Consider the following 21,143-nt stretch of genomic DNA (forward strand, 5'->3'; position numbering starts at 1 on the left):
ACTACGTTACCCTACTCCAGGTAAACTCTTTGGACAGGGTATAGCCAGTGTCTAATTTTTAGTTTACACACTCCCCACTCGCGGATCTTCAGTGTCAAACAGTTTGCAGTTGGTGCCATTTTTCGTTGGGCATGAATTTGCAATACGAAGCTTTGTCTCTAATGACTCTGGGGGGAGTAGCAATGAGAAATCTTCGTGCAAATCTAGCTAAGCTTTTCATCCTGATGGGATCAGCCGTTACCATCGTCTCATTTCAAAACTGTTCTAAAGCCTCTTTCATGATCGACCCACAGGCAAAACAGTCCGCTCTTGATAATGGCACTGTATTCGGCCCAGATGGCGCCACAGACAGCGCAGAGTATCCAGATGAGGGTACGAACACGCCTGACGATTCCGGTGATGACGACACAAATACTCCTGATGATTCTGCTTATGGCAAAATCAGTGTGACACCAAATGCAGTATGCGGCCCTCAAGTCGGCTCTGAAAAAATGTCGACGATCGGCTCTATAAGTAAAGTCGTAGCAGTCCTTTATAAATCAAGCATGGGTTCCCTGGCTGCTGATGCCAAGGTCGTGCAAGTATGGGATAGCGAAGCTGATTCTAAAAAATTCAAAGAACAGCTGATGGGTTCCAAAAATATCGAATTCCCTTTGAGCGCTCCTCTGTCAGAGGGTGTGTACGGGGTTGTTTTCTGGGATGGCTCGAAAGCTAAGTCTCCGTATAAATACTCGATGGATGCAGGAGCTAAAGCTGTTGCTCCGATCTTGGACTCAGTTGCTGCCATGATCGATAACAATTCAGCGATCCGCGTAGGCAAAGATGGCAAGATCCAAGGCAAACAACAAGTCCAAGTAGCAAACGTACTTGTGGGCTTTGAAGGCGATGCCGCTTGTGCCGAAGCTGACAAAATCGACCCATTGTTATTGCAACTTCATACGAAGTCTCCAAAACCAATCGTACTTACATCTCCACAAAATGGTGTGATGTTTGACTTGCTAGGTTCTTTGAACAACCACAAACCAGTGAAAACAGCTTGGTTCGCCTCTGCTGACACTGAAGACTACTTCCTGGTTCTACCAAACGGCCAAGGTAAGGTTCTAGGTATCAACGAATTGTTCGGTGACGCGACTCTTGGCCCAGATAAGAAATTCGCAAAACAAGGTTTCGCGGCCCTGGCTAAGTATGACGAGAACAAAGACAAAATTATCACTGCCGAAGATTCTGTGTTCACTTCACTGAAACTTTGGAAGGATGACAATCTAGACGGTATCGCTCAAGCTTCTGAGCTACACTCTCTGGATGAAAAAGGTGTGATGGCTATCGACCTAAAATACGACCGCCGTTACAAAGAAGTCGACCAGCACGGCAACATGGTTCGCTACAAATCAGTAGTGGTCATGAAAGATAACAGCTACGGTTTGGTGTACGACTTGTATCTAAGATTTATTAAATAAGATTTGTGATCCAAGAAGAGAAGATTAACCAATTTCCCTAACAAAAAAGCCCGGTGATGAACCGGGCTTTTGCTTTATTCGCCACCGCGAAGAAACTCGAAACTCACGCCGACCAGGCCCAAGTCTCCTTGGCCACCGCTAAATGCCCAAGGATAATACTTTGCATAGAGTGTTAAACCCAACGAGTAATCCCCTCTAAGAAAGCCCCAATACTGCCGAGCATATCTCCAGTCCGTTGTATAAGAGGCGTAAAGCCCCACAACGGCCTTAGAGTCTCGGTCGCCCGAGTTCGTCTGCCCTAAAGCCTCTACCACACCAATTGAAGGACCGACATTAAGATAAGTCGAAACTGTATCGGAATAGAATGAACGCCAAGCCTTACCAATCGACATATCAATTAAGTTTGCTCTTTTATAGATGCTTGAGTCATAGCGTTCTGACGACTTGATATCTCCTAGCATAGTCACTGACATCTGCAAGTAACCACCCTCCGTCGGCTTTGCAAAGCCAGCAAAATAGAAATCAAGACTGACTGGCAAATTGTTATCAAAGGTATCTGCACTGACTGGCGTAAAACCCGAGCCAACCCCCACGCCCATGGAAACCACTACAGTTGGAGCTTCCGTATAAGAGTTCAGATCTTGCTCTTTATTCTTGTCGCGATTAAACGTTGCAATCATCTCGCAGTTTTTTCCGCCATTCATTACTGGTACGGTTACCTTCAAGCTATCTTGATCTTTAAAGTCTGTCTTCCTTGGGAAAGGAATAAATCCCCAGGCATACCAATGAGGTTTAATCTCTAAAGAAGAGTTTCCGGGAGGACTTAAAAAATATCTTTCACGCCCGTTTGAGAACAGACCTTTTACCCGATCATTCCTGACCGTAATGCTTTGTTCACCATCGTTGCGAATACCCAAGAACAGGAAATTCAATCGGCTCGTACGAACTAGCTTCATCTCAGTTAAAACGCCACACTGAGCACTTAAGCGAGATGTCGACATTGTTGCCGGATCTTCCCAGTCAGAAAGTTCCTCAGGCAAACGCCCCATAGCAGCCTGCCCACCAGCATTCAAAGAGCCACCGATCGCGCCCGCCATAAATAAGGCCGCAGCCATATCACCACTATTTGCAAAAACAGGAGAACCGAAGAGTAGAAACAGAATACTTATTTTAATGAGTCTCATTGGAATTGCTCGATTCTGTAGATACGTTCAAGAGCCACCACTTCCTTACCATCCGTCGGAACTTCTAAACGCACAATCGTGTCTCTCATTCCTAACTGATTCGCTGAATTTGGAGATAAGTTTAGAGGGCACTTAACCTTAATTGCCACCCCCGCAGAAAGCTTTTTGCTACCGCTCTCCTTACTGGCTACATCTTCACATTTTACAGTCAGCACTTCTTGATTCGCGATAATACGAGCCTTATCCAACTGCAAAGAGTGCTCTCGAGAGTCAGCATTGGACACCAGAAATTGAACATTGCGCTCAGAGTCCTTGCCGTAATTTCTTTCGTAGAATCTCCAGAGTTCCGGCGACTCTGACACGATAAAAGGACCCAATTTATTGATTTTATATTCGGGAATTTCGGCATACTTCAAATGAGAACACCCGACAGCAAGTAAACTTGCTAACAGTAATGAACGATTCATGGTTACCTCGCTCTCAAAAGTTTAGACAGCGAAGCATTTTAAATACAGTCCAGTTTGTTTATTAATCAAAAACAAAAAAAACCCGGTGATGAACCGGGCTTTTACTTTATGCGGTGTGCACTGAAATAGGACCTGGCACCCTTTAGTGGGAGCTGGCTAGGTCTACTACCATGTTGAAGACGAGGCTTCCTGGCTTGGAGTCTTTGTTGTCCAAGCAGAAGTAGCCTACGCGTTCGAATTGGTAGCGAGTTTCTAGAGTGGCCTTTGATAGGCTTGTTTCAAGCTTGGCGTTTTTGATGACTTTCAATGAGTCTGGGTTCAAGTTCACTTTGAAGTCTTGGCCCGCTGGTACGTCTTCTGGGTGCGCTGTCTTGAACAGACGACCATACAGACGAACTTCAGCATCGATACAATCAGAAGCCGAAACCCAGTGAACGATACCTTTTACTTTGCGGCCGTCAGCTAGTGGCTTACCGCCCAAAGTTTCTTTGTAGTATTCGCAGCGAAGCTCTTTCACTTTGCCGGAAGCATCTTTGATCACTTCGTTACATTTGATCACATAGGCGTTACGTAGACGCACTTCGCGGCCTGGTCCCAAACGGAAGAAATCTGCTGGTGGGTTTTCCATAAAGTCAGAACCATCGATGTAAACTTCTTTAGTGAAAGAAAGTTCGCGCTTACCAAGATCTGCGTTTTTAGGATGTACAGACGACAAGATTGTTTCCTTGTGCCCGTCTTCCAAATTCGTGATCACAACTTTGATTGGATCAAGAACAGCCATTGCACGGTGGGACACTTCGTCCAAATGATCGCGCACGCAAGCTTCCAAAGTATCGAACTCAATCAAGCTTTCAGCTTTCGAGACACCGATACGTTTTGCAAAACGTTGGATAGATTCCGGAGTGTAACCACGTCTGCGAGCTCCAGAGATCGTTGGCATACGAGGATCATCCCATCCAGATACCAAGTTTTCTTTCACCAATTGCAAAAGCTTACGTTTACTCATTACGAAATAAGTCATGTTCATACGAGCGAACTCGTACTGGTGTGGTTCACCTGGAACATTCACGTTTTCCACACACCAGTCATAGAATGGACGGTGATCTTGGAATTCCAAAGTACAGATCGAGTGCGTGATCATCTCTTTCGCATCAGAAAGTGGATGAGCATAATCGTACATTGGATAAATGCACCACTTGTCGCCGGTTCTGTGATGGTGAGCTTTACGGATACGGTACAACAATGGATCACGCATATTCATGTTTGGTGAAGCCATGTCAATTTTTGCACGAAGGATGTGTTGCCCCTCTGCGAATTCGCCCGCACGCATGCGACGGAACAGATCCAAGTTCTCTTCAACAGAGCGCTCACGGAAAGCAGAGTTCTTACCAGGACGAGTGAAGTCACCGCGATTCACACGAACTTCTTCTTCGTTTTGAGAATCGACGTAAGCCTTACCGTCTTTGATCAGTTGCTCAGCCCATTGATAAATTTCTTCGAAATAGTCAGAAGCATAGAAAAGGTTTTTGCCCCAATCAAAGCCCAACCACTTCACGTCGTTCATGATGGACTCAACGTATTCAGTGTCTTCAGTTTCTGGATTTGTATCGTCAAAGCGAAGATGGCAACGACCGTTGTATTCCTGCGCCAAACCAAAGTTCAAACAAATCGATTTCGCATGACCCAAGTGAAGGTAACCATTTGGTTCCGGTGGGAAGCGTGTGACCACTTCTTTCACTTTGCCTGATTCAAGATCTTTTTCGATGATTTGTTTTAGAAAATTCGCACCTTCTGCAGGAGCTTTTTCGTTGGTCTTTGGAGCGGCTTTATTATTGGAATTATTGGGCTTATTCATGATCCATTAAGTACACTCCCCGCCCCCTAAACTGTCAAGTCTAGGCCTAGGAATGCACAGTGTCCCAAGTGATTAATCAGAGGAACACTGCCTGACAGGAAATAACAGGAACCGACTGTGGCTTTGGAGCGTCAGGTAAAGACTCTCCAAACACCTGAAGGCCCCCTGCTTTCAACAATTTAAGAATAGAAAGACGCTCTTTGCCAATCAATTGCTTGTAAACCTGATAAGGCTTCTTCATAGCAATTTTAGTCATGATCGAGTTCAAATCTTGCTTACTGCCGCTATCCTCTAACAGCTTTTTCAAGATGGTAATACCACGATTGATATTGATGAAGTCATACGGCAGACGCAGACCATGATTCATTGCCCACTTCGTCCACTCTTCCGTCAACAGGTCGTCCTTCGTTTTAAATCCAAGCTTCACTTTCGCAGCGACCAAAGATCTAAACTGAGTCTCCGTCACAGTGTTCGCAGATTTATTGCTGATATTCCAAAGTGCTTGAGCAATCAAGTTTGGATCTCTCAGAATTAAAGCCGACTCAAACATAAAGATATCTCGCTGCATTTCTTTGCTGATCTGGCCGCCCATACCGAAATCCAAAAGATTCACTCGGATTTTTTCCTCACCAAATCTGATCAAGAAATTTCCTTGATGCAAATCGGAGTGATAAAAGCCCTCGCCAAACATCGCTTCAGTTCCCCACAGGCGAACTAGTTCTTCAACGATACCCGCCTTCATCTTCGGAGCAACCTCAGCCCAATCTTTGACTTCTTTATCAAGTTTTTTACCAAAGACCATTTCCTGAACCATGAACTTAGACTTCCCCGCTGCTGGAGGGAAAATTTCTGGTACGTGGAATTCGATCACATTTTTATACTCGGGAGTATCCAAGAAAGCTTCCCGGTTATAACGAGTAGCCGCTAACTTTTGACGAGCAATGGTGTCTTCTTGACTCAGCTCTGCCGTCACCGTTGCTGTGATATCCGCAACCAGCGGAGTCATCTTAGGCATACCCGACTTCTCTAACTCAATATTGCTGTCCAAGATCGTCGCAACCTCAGACAAGATGCGAGCGTCTTCTTGCACGCGAAGTTCAATGTCAGGTTTTATAAAGCGAACGACAACATCTTGGCGGTGACCATTCAACAAAACCTTCGCGCGATGAACTTGCGCCATCGTTCCGACACCCAAAGGCTTTTGCTCAAAATAGACGAATTCATAGTTCTGTCTTTCATTTTGCAACAGCTGCTCAACTTGATGATAAGGTACTGATCGAACAGCGTCCTCAAGACGTTTAAAGACCTGAATCATTTCTGGATTCAAATCTCCTTGGCGAGCCACCACTTGCAAAAGTTTTTGCAACTGAGGACCAGAGTTTTGCACCATCACCTCAAACTTTTGCATGTCACCGACTTGTAAGTTTCCACCGACAAATGAAGACACGATCAATTTTTTAGAGTTCAGTGACAGTCTGGAGAAGTACTCAGAGAGCATCGTCTCCATCACAATTTTTACGACTTTATCTTGGGTCTTCGCCATTCCTGATGCTGCGATCTTTTCGCCAATGCGATCAAACTCTTTTAAATGGCCTTTAATGAATTCATCACTGTTTTTCATGAAAAGCTTTTTCGCAAGCTTATGCCCCTCAGGATACCGCATTAAAATTGTAGCTTGTGCCACCGTCGACAGATCAAGCATAGCGGCTTTATCTGAATTCTGGGCCATGACCCTTAGCTGCTCTGTTTGCCACTCTATATAGTTATCAATCTGTCTTTGCACGCGAGCACTGCCCGCTTTAAAGATACGAACAGCTTGAGGGCCATCCTTTTCTATTATATCCAGATCCAAAGCCACGCTTTGCGTGTTAGGCCATTGCCCACGGTACGCAGTCAGGAACTCATTAAAATTCTTAACTTCAACAGTTTTAACCGGAATTTGCGCAACAGCTTGGAAGTACTTGATACCGCGATCCAGGTATTTTTCCTGAACGTCTTTTGATTCTCCAGAAGCCATCAAAGCATAGGTCGCCGCCAGCCTCTGCTCGAACGACAGAAACAAGCCCGTGTCTTTGGGAGCAGCTTGGGAAACAAGTGCCAACAACCAGACAACTAGGAACGATGTGAATTTTAAAAACTTCCTCAACATACGCACACTTTCAACAGACGACCAAAAATAAGGAATAATCCGATCCGTTTTATGCACTTTTCGCGCGAAGCTCATCTCCATTTATATGTGTTTTTAGGTGTTCAGTTGATGGCCAGAGGCCTACAAATGTCACCCCGTAAACCGCCAGTTACTACCTAAGGAACCCTTAGGTCAGAGTCTTGCACTCGTGGAATCTTCGGAATCAATTTATTAAAGGAGTCACTAAAATGAAGACTATCCTTCGTTATATTACATTTGGAGTCGCTGCCCTTCAGGTCAACGCCGCTGTGGCTAGCAATTTTGCGCCATTGGCTAATAGCAAGACAGCCCCAAGTGCTCAAAGCAGCCAAGCCCCTATTGATTGGAATAAAGCCTCTATGGATTATTTGATCAATGGGAACAGCTCTCCAGATGCTTCACGCGATCTTATTAATGGAGGCCGTTTTTATACAAGAGCTGACATCGATCGTTTGGCAAAACAAAAGATGGCTGACGATCAAAAGCGCATGATGCTTAAAGGTCAAGTGATCACTATCGACACTCGTGACCAAGACACATGTTTGGCGATTCAAAAAGAACTTCAAAATAATAAGACTCTAAAAGCGATGAACGATGTCAACGGTCTTTGCGTTCCTGACAACCAAAAACCAATCGCAACAGTGACAGTGTTAAGCGAATCCAGTGAGGTTCAATGGCAACGTGAATTGAATATTAAAGCTGCGACTTCGACAGATAAAAATATCATCACAGCAACTCGTAACGTGGCGCTTGCTGCTCTGGGTATCGCAGGTTTGCTATACATCATGCCTGAAAGCTTCACGAACTGGGATAAAGACGAGATGAAAAACCTAGGTAAAAACTGGGAGAAAAACATCCGTAAAGGTCCACACATGGATAAAGATGACTGGATGATCAACTATATCGGTCACCCTTACTCTGGTGCGGCTTACTACCAAGTCGCTCGTAACGAAGGCATAACAGCGATGGGTTCTTTCGGTTACTCTGTTTTGATGTCGACATTCTTCTGGGAATTCGGTGTTGAGGCGTTCGCGGAACAACCATCTATCCAAGACTTGTTCGCAACTCCGATCTTGGGATCAATCATCGGTGAGATTTTCTATCGCGCAGAACTTAAAATCAAAGCGAACAATGGCGAGCTTTGGGGCTCTAAACGCTTGGGTGCATTCGCGATGATCGTGATGAATCCAATGGGTGTTGCTGCTGAAAAAATCAATGCTTTGATTGGTTCTGAAGTAGTACAAGATGCAAAGGCTCATCTAACGGTGCGCAAAGCTCCGGCGACTACAGCAGGTATCGAACGCGGCAATGTATGGGGCGTTGAGCTTCAGTTTAGATTCTAATTAGATTTAATATCTAGAAATAAAAAAGCCCGGTTGCAACCGGGCTTTTTTTTATTCTGCAGGCAGAACGCAGCGGATTTCTCCGGCATTAGGGTAATTATCGGTCGGCGAAAAGTCGACACGACTGTAATAGCGACCCGAAGATAAGAGCGATCTTAAACCGGCGCCCGATGTCGTACTGGCTGTATAAGCCGGATTGACGGTCCCCACTCCTGTAACTTGTGATTTAGCGATATACGTTGAAGAGTACGAAGTCGCTGTGATCGGCAATCCCAGAGGTACAATGTATCCTGTGAAATTTGAGTTCCCGTAACTAAGAGCCCCACCACTGAATTTTGAATTCTCAAATACAAATCCAGTCGAAGCCCCGGTGATACTGTAAAGCAAATCCATGTTTCCGTTATCTAATGGAGACTGAATACCCACCGTCGTAACGGGCGTTACCGCAGTACCACTATAGTACAACATATCCGATTGGAATTTTCTGGCCCATGGCTCTTGCACGCCATATCTGGATTCACAATCGATCGTGGCCGAGGCACCCGTCATATAGCGACGGGATCCATAAGTTGTGCCACTGATATCTAACTTCATCATTTCACGATACGGATTATTCACTGAAGTATCTAGCATATCCACAAAGGTACTTGGTAGCGCATCTGGCACTGTGCCGTAGCTATCACAACCTTTGACTGTCACATGTGAGTTAGTACCGCTATGAACTTGATACCAGGAATTGATATTTGGGAATGCATAGAGCTCCCCTGTCATCAAAGCAGCGCCCGAATACACCATCATCTCACGCTGACGCCCGATACGTTTTACACCGTAGTTGGGATCCGTTTGAGTCGCACAAGTTGCAGCTCCGTGATAGACGTTGACCGCATTGGTGATTTTGCCACGCTTGCCAGGCAAGTTTGGATTTAGCACACCATTGGCATCATAATAACCAGGATCAATAGTTGTCATTGCTCTGATCTGATCAGCGCCATCCACTAAAACCGTCGACGCAGCTAAGCTTGTCCATGTAGTTCCGGCACCGATACTGTAAGCTGTCGCTCTATAACAATGACCACCATCTACTGTCATCGTGTAGAATACGTCTCCAACTTTACCTTGAGTATTTGTGGGTGCAGATTGCCCAATACAATTCCCCGCGATCGGCGCATCACCTGGCGATGATCTGGTTTCACACATCCCGCCTTGTGACGTCATCGTCCAATTACAAGAAGTCTCCCAGCGATCGACGAAAAGGTTGTAACCAAAATCATAGAATCCAGGATCAAAAGTCAAAGCTGGGTTATTGCCACCTGAATTATAAGGAACAGCAGCAACACCCGTATAAATACAACGATTGTGATTCAACGGATCTGAAGATTTGTTCATCTGCTGACACATTTCATAGTTCGCAGCATCTCTATGCACCAAAACCATATTTTTCGGAGGAATCGGCACTAGCACAGAAACTTTATCCAATGAAACCGTACTTGTTGGCAACGGTTCCACCCAACGATCTGTCGTAACTGTATCTGTGTGAACCAAAGACAAGGAGTAGCGATATTTAGTTGGAGAAGGTCCAACGTCAAGATCTCGACAGGTCACTGTTCCTGAAGATGCTGAAACATCGTTACAAACCAAACACGCCGATGTCGTCGTATTTGTGCAAGTCGCTGTCGTCGAACTATCCATCACTGCGCCCTGTGCGGCACGAGTCACCACGTATTTCGCTGTCGGAGCTTGAGTGCTGTAGGCATTGAAAACCAATTCAACCTGACGATTCGTTGGAGACTTGTAGATTTCCGATGGATGGGATGGAGCTCCCGGTGCTTCACCGAAAGCACGAACCAGCATCACATTGCCCCACTGAGGATTTGCAACGCCGTCGTAATCATATCCATATGTCAAAGTGGATGTTTTGAAAGTCACATCGTTGCCGTCCTCTTTACCAAGAGAACTCACATACGCCTGGGCGCTAATGATATAAGGAAATCCGGTGCGCAGGCCTGTCAAATCAACGTCAGTATCTGTGCCTGTCGTTGTCGCAAGCAGAGTCTTTGTACCGCCCACAGCCGTCTGGCCATAAATTCTAATCTCATCAATGACCGTCGAAATATTATCAAAGCGAACAGACAAGGCCGTACGCGAGGTCGCCGTCACCGCACCGATACCCGCCCAAGACAAAGCTTTGACTGTTTTCGTATTGCTATCTTCAACGTTCTTTTGATCGACTGCATTCACTTGATAAGTATAGATCGTACCCCACGTCACCGTACCGTCCATGAAGGACGTCAACGATGAAGCGACCGTACTTAGCAAAACTTTCTTAGAACCACTGACACGATAGATCTTATAAGCTTTCACCAAAGATGTATCAGCAACAGCAGGCCACGTGATTAATATCCCCGTGACTTTATTCACAGCGGAAGCTGCTCCAGAGAACTGAGCAGAACCAATAGCACTTTCCGAAGGCATTGCCGCCACAGAGTTTTTGCTACGATCCAACCAATCAAAACAACCGGTTAAAACAAACGATAAAGATATCAGTGCAAGGAGAGAAGTAATTTTACTCATTACTCAGCCTCCACGCCACAAAGAATGCCCGAAGTATTGTAGTCCGTTGAGCCCATAAAGCTGAAGCTCCAACGGCCATTGCTTTCACCTTCGGACGCCATCACATAAGCACTGTAAGAATTTGTATCTGATTGGAAACGAATCGTTGCTCTTGTACCAGCACCAATATGCGCGTAGCCGAATTTACCAGATGAAGTAAGCTCATTGATGTTACGCAAAGTTTGCGCGCCACCACCCCAAGAGCAAACAGGTGCGCCCAATGGCATCACCATACTAGTAATAGCTTTCGCGGACGTAGCAGCATTGCACCCGTAATAAGTGCCTTGCGTAACCGCATTCTGCAACCAGATGTAACGGCCATAAGAAGCAGGATAACCAAAGTTTGGAGAGTTCACTCCGTTGAATGTGAAACCAGCAAAGTCACTGGCACTTACATCGAGATCTGAACCAGATGTCCCCGTCATAACCGGTGGAGCCGTTCCAAGATTTGAACGCGTAAAGAAGTCCGCAAAAATAATTCCCGGAGTTGTGAACGTATACGGATCTTGAATACCAAAACGCGAAACGCAGGAGCTTGTTTGGCTATTACCGATGAAATATCTCTCACCATAATAATAAGTATTCAAAGCGGTTCCATTGACTGTCATCGCGGTTTGATAGTTTGTACCATTCAGATAGTTTGCAAGAGCCGCATCTCCCGTAGCACCAGACGCCGGAGTCGATGTTCCCGGATTACACGAAGTAAGATAAGGAGCATCAAAGACCGTCAAAGATGTGGAGATCGCATTCGGCTCTCCTGGGATATATGGTAATGGAGAAGCTGCAAGATATTCACGACGTCTTAAAAGACGCTTAGATCCATAGTCTGAAGGTTGTGCGCTACAAATTCTTGCAGCCCCCGCAGGAGTCGCTCTGTGAATTGGCGGACGTTGTTTTTGTCCCGCTGCACCTGGATCAATTGTTGTTGCTGATTTGATATCAGCCAATGACAAATTCAAAGCTGCATTGGTAACACCGTGCCATCCAGCTGTGTTGGAAAGATCCACAGTGTCGATAAAGCAATCGGAGTTCGCACCATTGTTTGAAAAACCCAGGAAGACTCTGCCCGACGCATTGCTTGCTGGAAGTAAACTTGAAATAGCCGTTGTTGTTGCTGTTGTCAGAACACCAAGGCAACCCAAGGCTCCGCTAGAGCTTGCTGTGTTACAGTTCGTCACGTTTCTGGACCAGTTACACGCAAGCTTATAGCGATCTACAAGCATGTTATAACCAAAATCATAATAGCCGTTATCGTAAGTTTTAACTGGTTTCGTTGGACCCGTTGTACTTGGAGCAGCTCCGTAACCAGAGTAAATGCAGCGCTGATTGTGACGTGGGTCACTGCTTGCATTGATATTCAGACACATTTCATAGTTGGCAGCATCGCGCTGAACCAAGACCATGTAGTCTGAAGGCACATGAGCTTTCACTGTATAAAGAGCTTTGTTCGAACAGTCATTCGTATTTTGGCACGGGAGTTCTTCCGCATACTGCTGACCATTGGCATCGGTTTTAACCAAAGAGATCGCATAGTAATAACTTTGCGGAGGAGATTTCAACATCGTGTCCTGACAGTACTGAGTCCCCGTCACTTCGCACACACGACAAGAATCAGTCGAGTTCACAGTACAAGCAGTTGTCACTGTAGTATCGATTGCCGTAGTTGTCGAACGTACTACGCGATATCTCGTAGTCCCGGAAGCATTACTAAAAGGCAGCCATGTGATATTGAACTGACGACCTACAGGACCTGACGTCGCATTCGGTGCAGCTCCATAACCTTGGAAATTTAAAATCCCACGATAATAGAAATTTGTATCAGCATCTTTACCGCTACCAAAACTGTCAGAGTGTGTCTGCCCTAGGATCGAAGAATCATTACCGTCCTCGGCACCCAGATAACTCATGTAAGCTCTAGCAATAAACTTATAGTTCACGCCAGAACGAAGACCTGAAATATCGATGTTCTGAACATTGCCCACGGCCTTAGCAACCATCACTGGAGTGGAATTTCCGCTCTTAGGAGTTGCATAAATATGGATAGCATCAAACGCACCTGTGCTGCCATTAAGAGTCACTGATGCTGTAGTTTTACCCGTGATTGTGATACCCGCTATTCCATAGAACGTAACAGTGGAAACTTGTTTGGAGTTTCCATCCTCAGCGCCAGACAAAGCATCTAGTGCCATAACTTTGTAAGTATAGATTTGTCCTTCAGACAAAGAGTCCGTATCAGTGAATGAAGTTTGATCGGCATCAACACTACCAACCAACGTCCACTCATTCGAACCAGATGGAGCCATACGCAAAGAATAAACATTGTAACCAAGGACAGAACGGTCCGCCTGAGCCCAAGAAACTTTAACAGCGGATGGATAACCACCCAGATTTTTTGCAGAAACGGCGCCCGCGAACCAAGCAGATGAGCTTGCTCCCGTCGATGCAACATCACGCGCCTTCAGACATCCTGATAACAGGATCACAAAAGCGATCAATGCGAATTTAGTGATGTTCTGAAGACAAGTATGCATTGGCGAAGCACTCCATTTGCTGTCGAAACCAATATACTTCTCGGTATTTCTTGATCACTTTTTGAGATCTAGGGTCATTCTGAAACAGCATATCTGACTCCAGTGACATCAAGATTTTTCACTGGAGTACTCCTACATGCAGGAGAGAGCAGCTGTCGCGTTTTGCACTTTCATAATCACTTGCCGCGTGAGTGTTCCTCCTCGGCCATCACTCACCGTCAAATCGTAGGTGCGTGTGATCGTAGCGGTGCCTGGATTCAAACAGGCAGGTAATTTGATAGTCCAAATATTCGTAAGTGCCGTCACAGATCCTGGTACTCCAGAGTATGGGAAGCTGAATGAGTATGAGTCATTTGTTCCGTCAGGATCCGTGTATGTTAAGGCATTGGTATAGGACTTCTGCCATGTATTTCCGGACTTCGCGTTCTGCGCAAGATTAATACAAATAGTAAATGCCGAAGTTAAAGAGTTCGCAGCACTGCCCGTACATCCATAACTTCCAGCCCCCAGACCAATTGCTGTTGGCGAGCGATTCGTATTATTAATGCTTAACGCTAAAGAAACCTCAGTATCCAATGTAAACGTATCCGCCGCGATTTCTGCCGGAGTTTGATTGTCTGAAGTTCCCGGCACACGCGACACCGTGAACGTCACATAGTATTCACGTAAATTATTTGGATAACCACCATCACCATCAGAATAATTCGGTGAAACTGTGAAGATGAAATCCTGTGGTCCGTGTCCTTCTAAAGACGAAGGAACTGCAATCATCGCTGCCCTACAAGTTCCAGATCCCGTTTTCGGGTAGCAACGAGGAGCTGATACGTTATAAGTATACTGATTCACATCCGCCGTTGAAATCGGCGTCGCACGCAGGACAAATGTACCGATAGCGCCCTCATTGACGGCAATTAAATTCATCGGAACATCATTTTGCAAAATACTTAAAGTCATTGGCGCTGGAGCCGCACCGACGACAAGTCTGAATTTATGAGAGGCCACGTTGCCCGCGGCATCCGTTACCTTCAACTGAATATAGTACGTTCCGGCATGACCATAAACTGGGGCCCAAGTACCAGAGAATTCTCGAGTAGAAAGTTGGAAGCGAATATTTAGAGATGTACAAGGATCGGTGAACGCGGCACCCAATCCTGTCGTATTGACGAAACACTCCCAAGACAGATTTTCGCGAGGATCTGAAATCGTAATATCTTCGTCGCTAAACATCTGCTCAATCAATAGATTTACACGCTGATTTTCAGTCGCCAAAATTTCTGTCACAGTTTCAGGAATAATTTCTTGAACAGGACGATTTGTATCCGTCACCATAAATGAAATCGCATCCGAACGCGAACTTAAGCCATTCGCATCTGTTGCCACCACTTGGAATAGACACTCTTCATAGGAGGCATAGTCAGGGTATCCCGACATGCTGACTTCACCAGTACCTGGATCAACACTTAAAGTCGCAGTTTGGCTCCAGTCACAGCGGCCATTTGTTGAAATAAAGGAATAAGTGATTGCCGATGGATTTGGATTCGGATCAACCGCTTTCCCCAGAACCATACTGAAATTTACGCCTTCGGTCTGAGGCTGGCCATCACTCACCTGCACCCATGTCGGTGGATCGTCAGCATTCAACACCGTGAATGAACCATTAACTGTTGCAAGCTCCAAAGAGCTATCTAAATTTGGATCCACAGACGAATTGTATCTTAATGAATAACGGAATGAAGCCATTCCATTCGCGCCGATGGTTTGCAAGTAACTTGGCGTGAATGCCCAATCAAAAATCGGAGCCATTGGATTTGTCGTATCTTGCGTATAGGAATTCATGACCCCTGCGCCCGCAGGAGAACCCGTTTTAATAGAACCAACACCCGTCACAACCAGAATTAGCGGATCGCCCTCTGGATTTGATATTGGAATCAACGTACTTGAAGCAAGGCCCTCCGTAAATGTCCCTGATGGCACGCCAACAAATGTTGGAATTTGCACAAGGTTCACCATCACTTTGCCTTTAGCTACGTGATTAGCAGAAGTTGCTGTCGTCACCAAAACTTGGAAGTCATAGGCTTGTCCTGCGAGATTGTTTTTTGGCGACCAACGCAAAATACCACCACTGCTGATGGTGAGTCCTGCGGGCCCAGAAACCAACGCATAGGTCACGCCTAAGTTCGGTGTCGTACTTGGATTATCGATATCTCGGCAATGTGCTGTCAGATCAAAGGCATTTAAACGATTTGCCTTCATCACCAACTGAATCGGCTCGGTACATTCAGGAGCTCTGTTTGCGCGCGCTACTTCGTAATGAATATTAATGCGAGAACTAAAGTCCACACTCTCTGTGAATGTTGGCTTAAAGTCCGACGAAGCTTGATCTTCGTTGGTAAATGTATAGATCATCGGAGAACCTGCAACGTTCACCGTCGACAAATCAGCTCTTGTCATCACCCACGATGCCGGACGAACTCGGGTGGTCGAGGAATTTGCATTCACCGCGATCACTTCCGCAGAAACGGTTTCAAGCTGCCTAGAAGATCTCACTCCCTGGCCTGTCGTATTCAAGGTCGGCGAACTCCAAGCATAATAAAGCACCTCGGGGTTCCAATGGAAACTAAGGTTCAAACCCGGATTATCTGAATTCAAAGCTTGAGTGATATTGGGAATAAGATCGCTATGACCTTTGATAAAGTTAAGAACTTCGGAATTAGATTTTTTGCGACAGTCCTGACAAACCAGCTCGACACTGGCCACAATTGAATCAAATCTATTTTGGGAAATTTTTAAGTTTGGATTGGTGTATCCCCACTTCAGCAACCAGTACAACGCTGTCGTTACATTCGTCACTGAAACCTGAGGCCCCAAAAGTGGTGCTTCGAAAATAAAATCCCCTGAGGGATGCTCTTCACGATAAACTTTTACAACAAGATCCAACGGTTGAGCCGTAGAAGCACTGGTACGCACTCCATAATCACCCTTCGTCAAAGTCGAAGGAATAATCAGGCTGCCACCTTCAGCCGCGAGCTCTGTCACGAATGTGCCCAGACCATGCACATCTGCTGAAGCCATGTGAAAGACGCGCGTGTTCGCAACACCCGATACATAGTAATCAGAACTCGACAAAGAGTTCTGATTACCTGAACTGCTAAGTTCAGACTTCGAGCATCCCGAAATGAGAGCTAATGATAAAATAGCGATAAAAAACGCGCGCATGTTAATAATGTTTATCGGATTTTACTGAGCGCTTCTTTAAGAGAGCACCCTACTCCAAACGACTCCATGAGGTAACTTTTCACTACTGGTCTACCCAATCGTATTAGACGAACTTATAGTTTCATCATGATATGGGCCTTAACTCTTCTTTTGACGTTTCTGACTGGTGGGTCCGCATTCGCCCAGACCACCGCCGTTGCAGAAACTGAAGCACCCAAATTTTCAGACGAAGAAATCGAACAGCGTTTAGGAAAAGGCTGGAAAGGAATTCTGTACGTCTGCAATCCCTACTGCGAATTCGTCTCCGTTCGTGAAGACAGCTCTTGGAATCCTCCTGTCGGAAAACGCACTGCTGATTGGGATCACTTAAAAACAGTCGCGCAATCAGACCCGCTTTATCCTCTACTTATTTCTCGAAACCCCGTCCTTCCCTTTATCAATCAAAGACAGCAAGCCCTTGATAAGGACAAAACCACCTTTGAAGTAAAACCACCTAAGTATGCCGTCTACAATTTCAACTGGGGTTACTCCGTCGCCGGCGGCATGCTCTATTCGCAAAGTTCTTGGACCGGAAATACAGAACTGCAAAAGGATCTTTCCTCTGAGGGCATTCAATACATGCCTTTCGTTCAAGTCCAAATTATGAGAGGAAAGCCTTCACGTCTTAAATCATATTGGATTCAACACGAAGTGAATCTGCAATTTGCGACTTCGCCTGGTTATAAATCTCAAGACGTCTCCTTAGCTGTATCAAACAGTCAGCAGTCTTTAGGATACCAAGCTTGGGTGACTTATCCCGAATTCAAACTGGGTCCACGTTTGATTTATGATCTAGAGTCCTGGAATGTTTCAACGAACTCCCTTCAGCATTTTTCCTTTGATCGCCAGTCTTATTTGCTAGGTTTTTCCGCTAAATGGAATCACTGGATGGTGAATCTTGACACCGCTATTATGTCGACGATCTCGGAAAAGCAAGAATTCAGACAATCACCCTTCACTTTGAATTGGTACAGACTCAAAGTGCAAAAGTGCACTCAAGATATGAACCTGTTTGATATCACTTTTGGTTTGTGTGGTGGTGGCTTGATTCTGCTGGATCAACAAAAGGCAGCTTTCGCTAGCAACATCCTGCTTTCAGAAGACACCTCGATGAATCGCCTGGACTTTGGAGCCTTCTTTTCAATTCGTATCGGTGAGGATCTCTACTAATGGTATCGCAAGCAGCTCTCTCATTTATATTGATGCTCGACTACTCTGGATCCATGGAACAACCTTTGGATAAAACTCCAAAAATTCAGATCGTACAAAAACAAGTGCATGCCCTGCTCTCCACAGCTCCCGAGCAAGGGAGCTCCGAAGCCATCGTGTTTGGTACGAAGCCCGAAAAAGAATGTAAAGATGTGCGCTTGATGAACGGGAAAAATCCCACTCTGCAAAAACAAGTGATGAGTATGCAGCCCGGGGCCTTTGGTAAAACACCCCTCACTCAAGGCTTTCGCACTCTTGTGGGGCGTTTGCAGAAATACCCAGGGACTCGCGCGGTTGTGATTACCGACGGAGCGGATACCTGTGGTGAAAACCCTTGTGAGTTTTTAAAGGAAGCGGACAAAAAAGTTAAGACAGACAAACCCTATGAAATCTTTATGGTGGGTCTGGATCTCAAAGAAGACAAAAGTCAGATGCAATGCTTTAAAGATCTTGATCTGAAAAACTTTAAAATCAATTTCGCGGATATCGACTCTAAAGAAGACCTGCTTAACCAACTGAAAGCATCCCAATCTTTGAATAATGATATCGATACAGAGATCAAAGATTCCATGCGCACCGGTGGGACTAATATCAAGATCTTTAAGATGAAAAACCAAGGACGTAACAGTGGTAAGGGTGGCTCCAATGATCCTAAATCGAATAAGCCCCCGACTCCCCCAGCGGTCCTAGAAATTACCGGCGCTCCTGAAGAAGCTAAATTCTCTATCTCGAATGATCAATTCAATCGTTCTTGGGAAGGTCCTTTTGTAATCTCTGTGCCACCCGGAGAATATAAAATCCGCTTCTTAGATCCCAACAATGGCGCCGAGATCACCTTTAAACTCGCGGGCGGGACGCTCACTAAAATCCCTTGGGCTCAGCTGATGAAAGTGGCCGTTGGGCAAATCGCCTTAGATGAAATGGCTTTGACGCTGCAATGGACTCCGGAACCTTCGACAAAAGAAATCCATGGCGAATTGAAGCCCATCGAAACAATCGCGCGACTAGATAACAAAAAGACCGACCTCCCGAAAATTCCCTTTGGGAAATGGACGGTAGAGGTGATCTCTCCACCATGGTTGATCAAACGCTTGCCACCTAAGTCAGTTTCTATTGTGAATAGCAGTAAGAACTCGATCAATGTCTCTGAAATGTTTGGTGCTGATTTGAAATGGGTAGATGCCCCACGCACAGCGGGTGCTCAAGTGATGGTGATCAAAAGCAAAGACTCCCAGGAAGAACGTCACTTTTTACCCGTGGGACAAAGCAAACACATTCCTATCCTCAAAGACACAGAAGCTTCTTGGCTAAGCCCTGAGGTCCCTAAAAACTAAGCTGTAGGACCTTGGGAATTATGTTTTACGATAAAGTAAGATAAGTCATCGATCAGGCCTGACTGGCCTCGCCACTCTTTAGTTTCTTTCATTGCCATATCCAGGATCGTATCTGCAGCTACGGAATGATCCGTGACCTTCGTTAAGACTTTCAGGATACGTCTTTCCTCGAATGCTTTGTTTTCACTATTTACGATGTCTTTTAATCCGTCTGAATAGAACAAGAAGACACTGCCCTCTTCAAAGCTGATTGTGGTTTCCGTAAAGCTTGCATCCAGGCTTTCACCAAGACGTGGACCGTTCACGGCATCAAAAACGTTAATGTCAGAGCGTTTAATTCCCTCACGCGGAGTAAAGAAATACGTGGGTTCATGGCTGGCATTACAATAAGTCATTTTATTAGTGCGTTTATCAAACGCCGCAATCAAACAAGTCATATTCAAAGCGCCACGAGATGTTTCAAAAACGGCACGGTTCATCGCCGCCATCAACTGCGCAGGTCCCTGCAAAGTCGCTTTAAAGCTTGCGACCACCGCACACGCGGCCGATGTGATCAAAGCAGATTGCAATCCATGCCCGGTAACGTCGCAGATACAAACAATGAAATGGTCTTCAGACTCCACATAAGTCCACCAATCCCCACCACACTGACTTGCTGGTTCGTAAAATCCTGCAAATTGATACTTCTGATTTGAATAGGACTCTGTCGGAAAGAATTTACGTTGCAGATCCGAAGCCAGTGTCATCTCGGCATCAATACGCGCTTTTTCTTCATGCACTGACATAAGGTCTTTAATATGTTTCACCATATCATTAAATAGACCTGCCAACTGCCCGACTTCATCTTTGGAACTCGTTTCAAGATGCACATCCATTTGACCCGCACCGAAGTTCTGCATCGCATTTCTAAGCTGGACCACACTGCGAATCAAAGCACCGGAAATAAACAATGCCGCCATAAAGGTGATCACCATCAATGCGCCCGCAAAGATAATACCTTTATAGACAAAGAAATACGCTGCTCTCTCGGGAGCAGTTCTGGCCGTGATCGAAAGAATCATCAACGACTCATTAGGGATTCTATAGAAATTAAGAAGATATGTTTCTGAATCGCGCTTGTCTTTAAATTCGATGCGACCTTTCTCGAAGTTCGCTTCGAAAACCTCTTTGACTCCGTTGCCGACAATTGAGGTTAATTCTCGACCAATAGGATATCCCGGAGGCCCCGAGATCACATAACCATCAAGTCCCACCAATATATTTTCGCTCACACCACGCTCAGTGAAGTAATTCTCGAGACGGCTTTTATCAAATGCGAAAAGTTCAAACCCAGAGGAGATTTTATGACAATAGGTATAGACCAAGCGTCCTTCGATCTCGACCCACGTGATACTGCGAAGTCCAGAACACATCGCGACCGCATAGGTTTTGATAATCGCTGCTGCTTGATCTTTTTGAACTCGACCTGCAAGACTTTGCAAATGATTAAGACTTGAATCGATTTTTGCGACGAACAAAGCCTCTTGCGGATCGTCCTTCATACGCATCAAATTCAAATCAATCTGACTGGCTATGTACCGCGCCTGGAGCTGATTCCACTCATACACGAAGGCTTTTTTATCATCGACAAAGTTGATGACGGATAGACTTAAGAACACCAACAAACACGCTGTTGGCAAAAGCACCATCCCCAATAAAAGTTTAATTCTTAAACTCATCGAAAATATTTTC

The 21,143-nt window shown here is 45.4% G+C and carries 12 protein-coding genes; 4 read left to right on the plus strand and 8 right to left on the minus strand.

Features of this window, described 5'->3' with window-relative positions; all coding sequences use genetic code 11:
- Window positions 1-182 precede the first annotated feature (182 nt).
- Window positions 183-1,457 carry a hypothetical protein gene (locus tag ACLVWP_RS12530; protein WP_413557662.1) on the plus strand — a complete coding sequence of 425 codons (1,275 nt, stop codon included), beginning with the start codon at window positions 183-185 and terminating at the stop codon, window positions 1,455-1,457.
- A gap of 74 nt (window positions 1,458-1,531) precedes the next feature.
- Here ACLVWP_RS12530 and ACLVWP_RS12535 read toward each other — a convergent pair whose 3' ends face one another.
- The 4 genes from ACLVWP_RS12535 to ACLVWP_RS12550 form a co-directional block, all read right to left on the minus strand.
- Window positions 1,532-2,572 (minus strand): hypothetical protein, encoded by a 1,041-nt coding sequence (locus ACLVWP_RS12535; protein WP_413557663.1) that lies wholly within the window; start codon window positions 2,570-2,572, stop codon window positions 1,532-1,534.
- 65 nt (window positions 2,573-2,637) lie between these two features.
- On the minus strand, window positions 2,638-3,108 hold the full coding sequence (locus ACLVWP_RS12540; protein WP_413557665.1) for a hypothetical protein: 471 nt from the start codon (window positions 3,106-3,108) through the stop codon (window positions 2,638-2,640).
- A 142-nt stretch (window positions 3,109-3,250) separates the two neighbouring features.
- On the minus strand, window positions 3,251-4,963 hold the full coding sequence (locus ACLVWP_RS12545) for a glutamine--tRNA ligase/YqeY domain fusion protein (protein WP_413557666.1): 1,713 nt from the start codon (window positions 4,961-4,963) through the stop codon (window positions 3,251-3,253).
- 76 nt (window positions 4,964-5,039) lie between these two features.
- Window positions 5,040-7,112, minus strand: coding sequence for an AarF/ABC1/UbiB kinase family protein (locus ACLVWP_RS12550; protein WP_413557668.1), 2,073 nt, complete (start codon window positions 7,110-7,112; stop codon window positions 5,040-5,042).
- Between the two features lie 227 nt (window positions 7,113-7,339).
- On the opposite strand from ACLVWP_RS12550, the gene ACLVWP_RS12555 reads away from it, so the two are divergent.
- A complete protein-coding gene (locus ACLVWP_RS12555; RefSeq protein WP_413557670.1) occupies window positions 7,340-8,473 on the plus strand; it encodes a DUF3943 domain-containing protein in 1,134 nt (377 codons plus the stop codon).
- Window positions 8,474-8,524: 51 nt separating this feature from the next.
- On the opposite strand, the gene ACLVWP_RS12560 is transcribed toward ACLVWP_RS12555, so the two are convergent.
- From ACLVWP_RS12560 to ACLVWP_RS12570, 3 genes are all read right to left on the minus strand, one after another.
- Entirely contained in the window at window positions 8,525-11,044 is a 2,520-nt protein-coding gene (locus ACLVWP_RS12560) for a hypothetical protein (RefSeq protein WP_413557671.1), read from the minus strand.
- A complete protein-coding gene (locus ACLVWP_RS12565; RefSeq protein ID WP_413557672.1) occupies window positions 11,044-13,614 on the minus strand; it encodes a hypothetical protein in 2,571 nt (856 codons plus the stop codon). The genes ACLVWP_RS12560 and ACLVWP_RS12565 overlap by 1 nt, the downstream gene beginning before the upstream one ends.
- 132 nt (window positions 13,615-13,746) lie before the next feature.
- Complete coding sequence (locus tag ACLVWP_RS12570) at window positions 13,747-16,830, minus strand: cadherin repeat domain-containing protein (protein ID WP_413557674.1); 3,084 nt, start codon at window positions 16,828-16,830, stop codon at window positions 13,747-13,749.
- Between the two features lie 126 nt (window positions 16,831-16,956).
- On the opposite strand from ACLVWP_RS12570, the gene ACLVWP_RS12575 reads away from it, so the two are divergent.
- Window positions 16,957-18,039, plus strand: a complete 1,083-nt coding sequence (locus ACLVWP_RS12575; protein ID WP_413557675.1) for a hypothetical protein — start codon at window positions 16,957-16,959, stop codon at window positions 18,037-18,039.
- Window positions 18,039-19,412: a VWA domain-containing protein gene (locus ACLVWP_RS12580; RefSeq protein ID WP_413557677.1), complete on the plus strand. Its 1,374-nt coding sequence runs from the start codon at window positions 18,039-18,041 to the stop codon at window positions 19,410-19,412. Before ACLVWP_RS12575 ends, ACLVWP_RS12580 begins: the two co-directional genes overlap by 1 nt.
- On the opposite strand, the gene ACLVWP_RS12585 is transcribed toward ACLVWP_RS12580, so the two are convergent.
- Window positions 19,409-21,130 carry a SpoIIE family protein phosphatase gene (locus ACLVWP_RS12585; RefSeq protein WP_413557678.1) on the minus strand — a complete coding sequence of 574 codons (1,722 nt, stop codon included), beginning with the start codon at window positions 21,128-21,130 and terminating at the stop codon, window positions 19,409-19,411. The genes ACLVWP_RS12580 and ACLVWP_RS12585 overlap by 4 nt on opposite strands.
- Window positions 21,131-21,143: the final 13 nt, after the last annotated feature.

The organism is Bdellovibrio sp. HCB209, from assembly GCF_047306065.1.
Lineage (GTDB): Bacteria > Bdellovibrionota > Bdellovibrionia > Bdellovibrionales > Bdellovibrionaceae > Bdellovibrio.

Coding starts and splice junctions, on each gene's coding strand:
- ACLVWP_RS12575 (WP_413557675.1), top strand. CDS start 16,957: ATGATATGGGCCTTAACTCTTCTTTTGACGTTTCTGACTGGTGGGTCC.
- ACLVWP_RS12535 (WP_413557663.1), bottom strand. CDS start 2,572: ATGGCTGCGGCCTTATTTATGGCGGGCGCGATCGGTGGCTCTTTGAAT.
- ACLVWP_RS12560 (WP_413557671.1), bottom strand. CDS start 11,044: ATGAGTAAAATTACTTCTCTCCTTGCACTGATATCTTTATCGTTTGTT.
- ACLVWP_RS12580 (WP_413557677.1), top strand. CDS start 18,039: ATGGTATCGCAAGCAGCTCTCTCATTTATATTGATGCTCGACTACTCT.
- ACLVWP_RS12565 (WP_413557672.1), bottom strand. CDS start 13,614: ATGCATACTTGTCTTCAGAACATCACTAAATTCGCATTGATCGCTTTT.
- ACLVWP_RS12530 (WP_413557662.1), top strand. CDS start 183: ATGAGAAATCTTCGTGCAAATCTAGCTAAGCTTTTCATCCTGATGGGA.
- ACLVWP_RS12550 (WP_413557668.1), bottom strand. CDS start 7,112: ATGTTGAGGAAGTTTTTAAAATTCACATCGTTCCTAGTTGTCTGGTTG.
- ACLVWP_RS12545 (WP_413557666.1), bottom strand. CDS start 4,963: ATGAATAAGCCCAATAATTCCAATAATAAAGCCGCTCCAAAGACCAAC.
- ACLVWP_RS12585 (WP_413557678.1), bottom strand. CDS start 21,130: ATGAGTTTAAGAATTAAACTTTTATTGGGGATGGTGCTTTTGCCAACA.
- ACLVWP_RS12570 (WP_413557674.1), bottom strand. CDS start 16,830: ATGCGCGCGTTTTTTATCGCTATTTTATCATTAGCTCTCATTTCGGGA.
- ACLVWP_RS12540 (WP_413557665.1), bottom strand. CDS start 3,108: ATGAATCGTTCATTACTGTTAGCAAGTTTACTTGCTGTCGGGTGTTCT.
- ACLVWP_RS12555 (WP_413557670.1), top strand. CDS start 7,340: ATGAAGACTATCCTTCGTTATATTACATTTGGAGTCGCTGCCCTTCAG.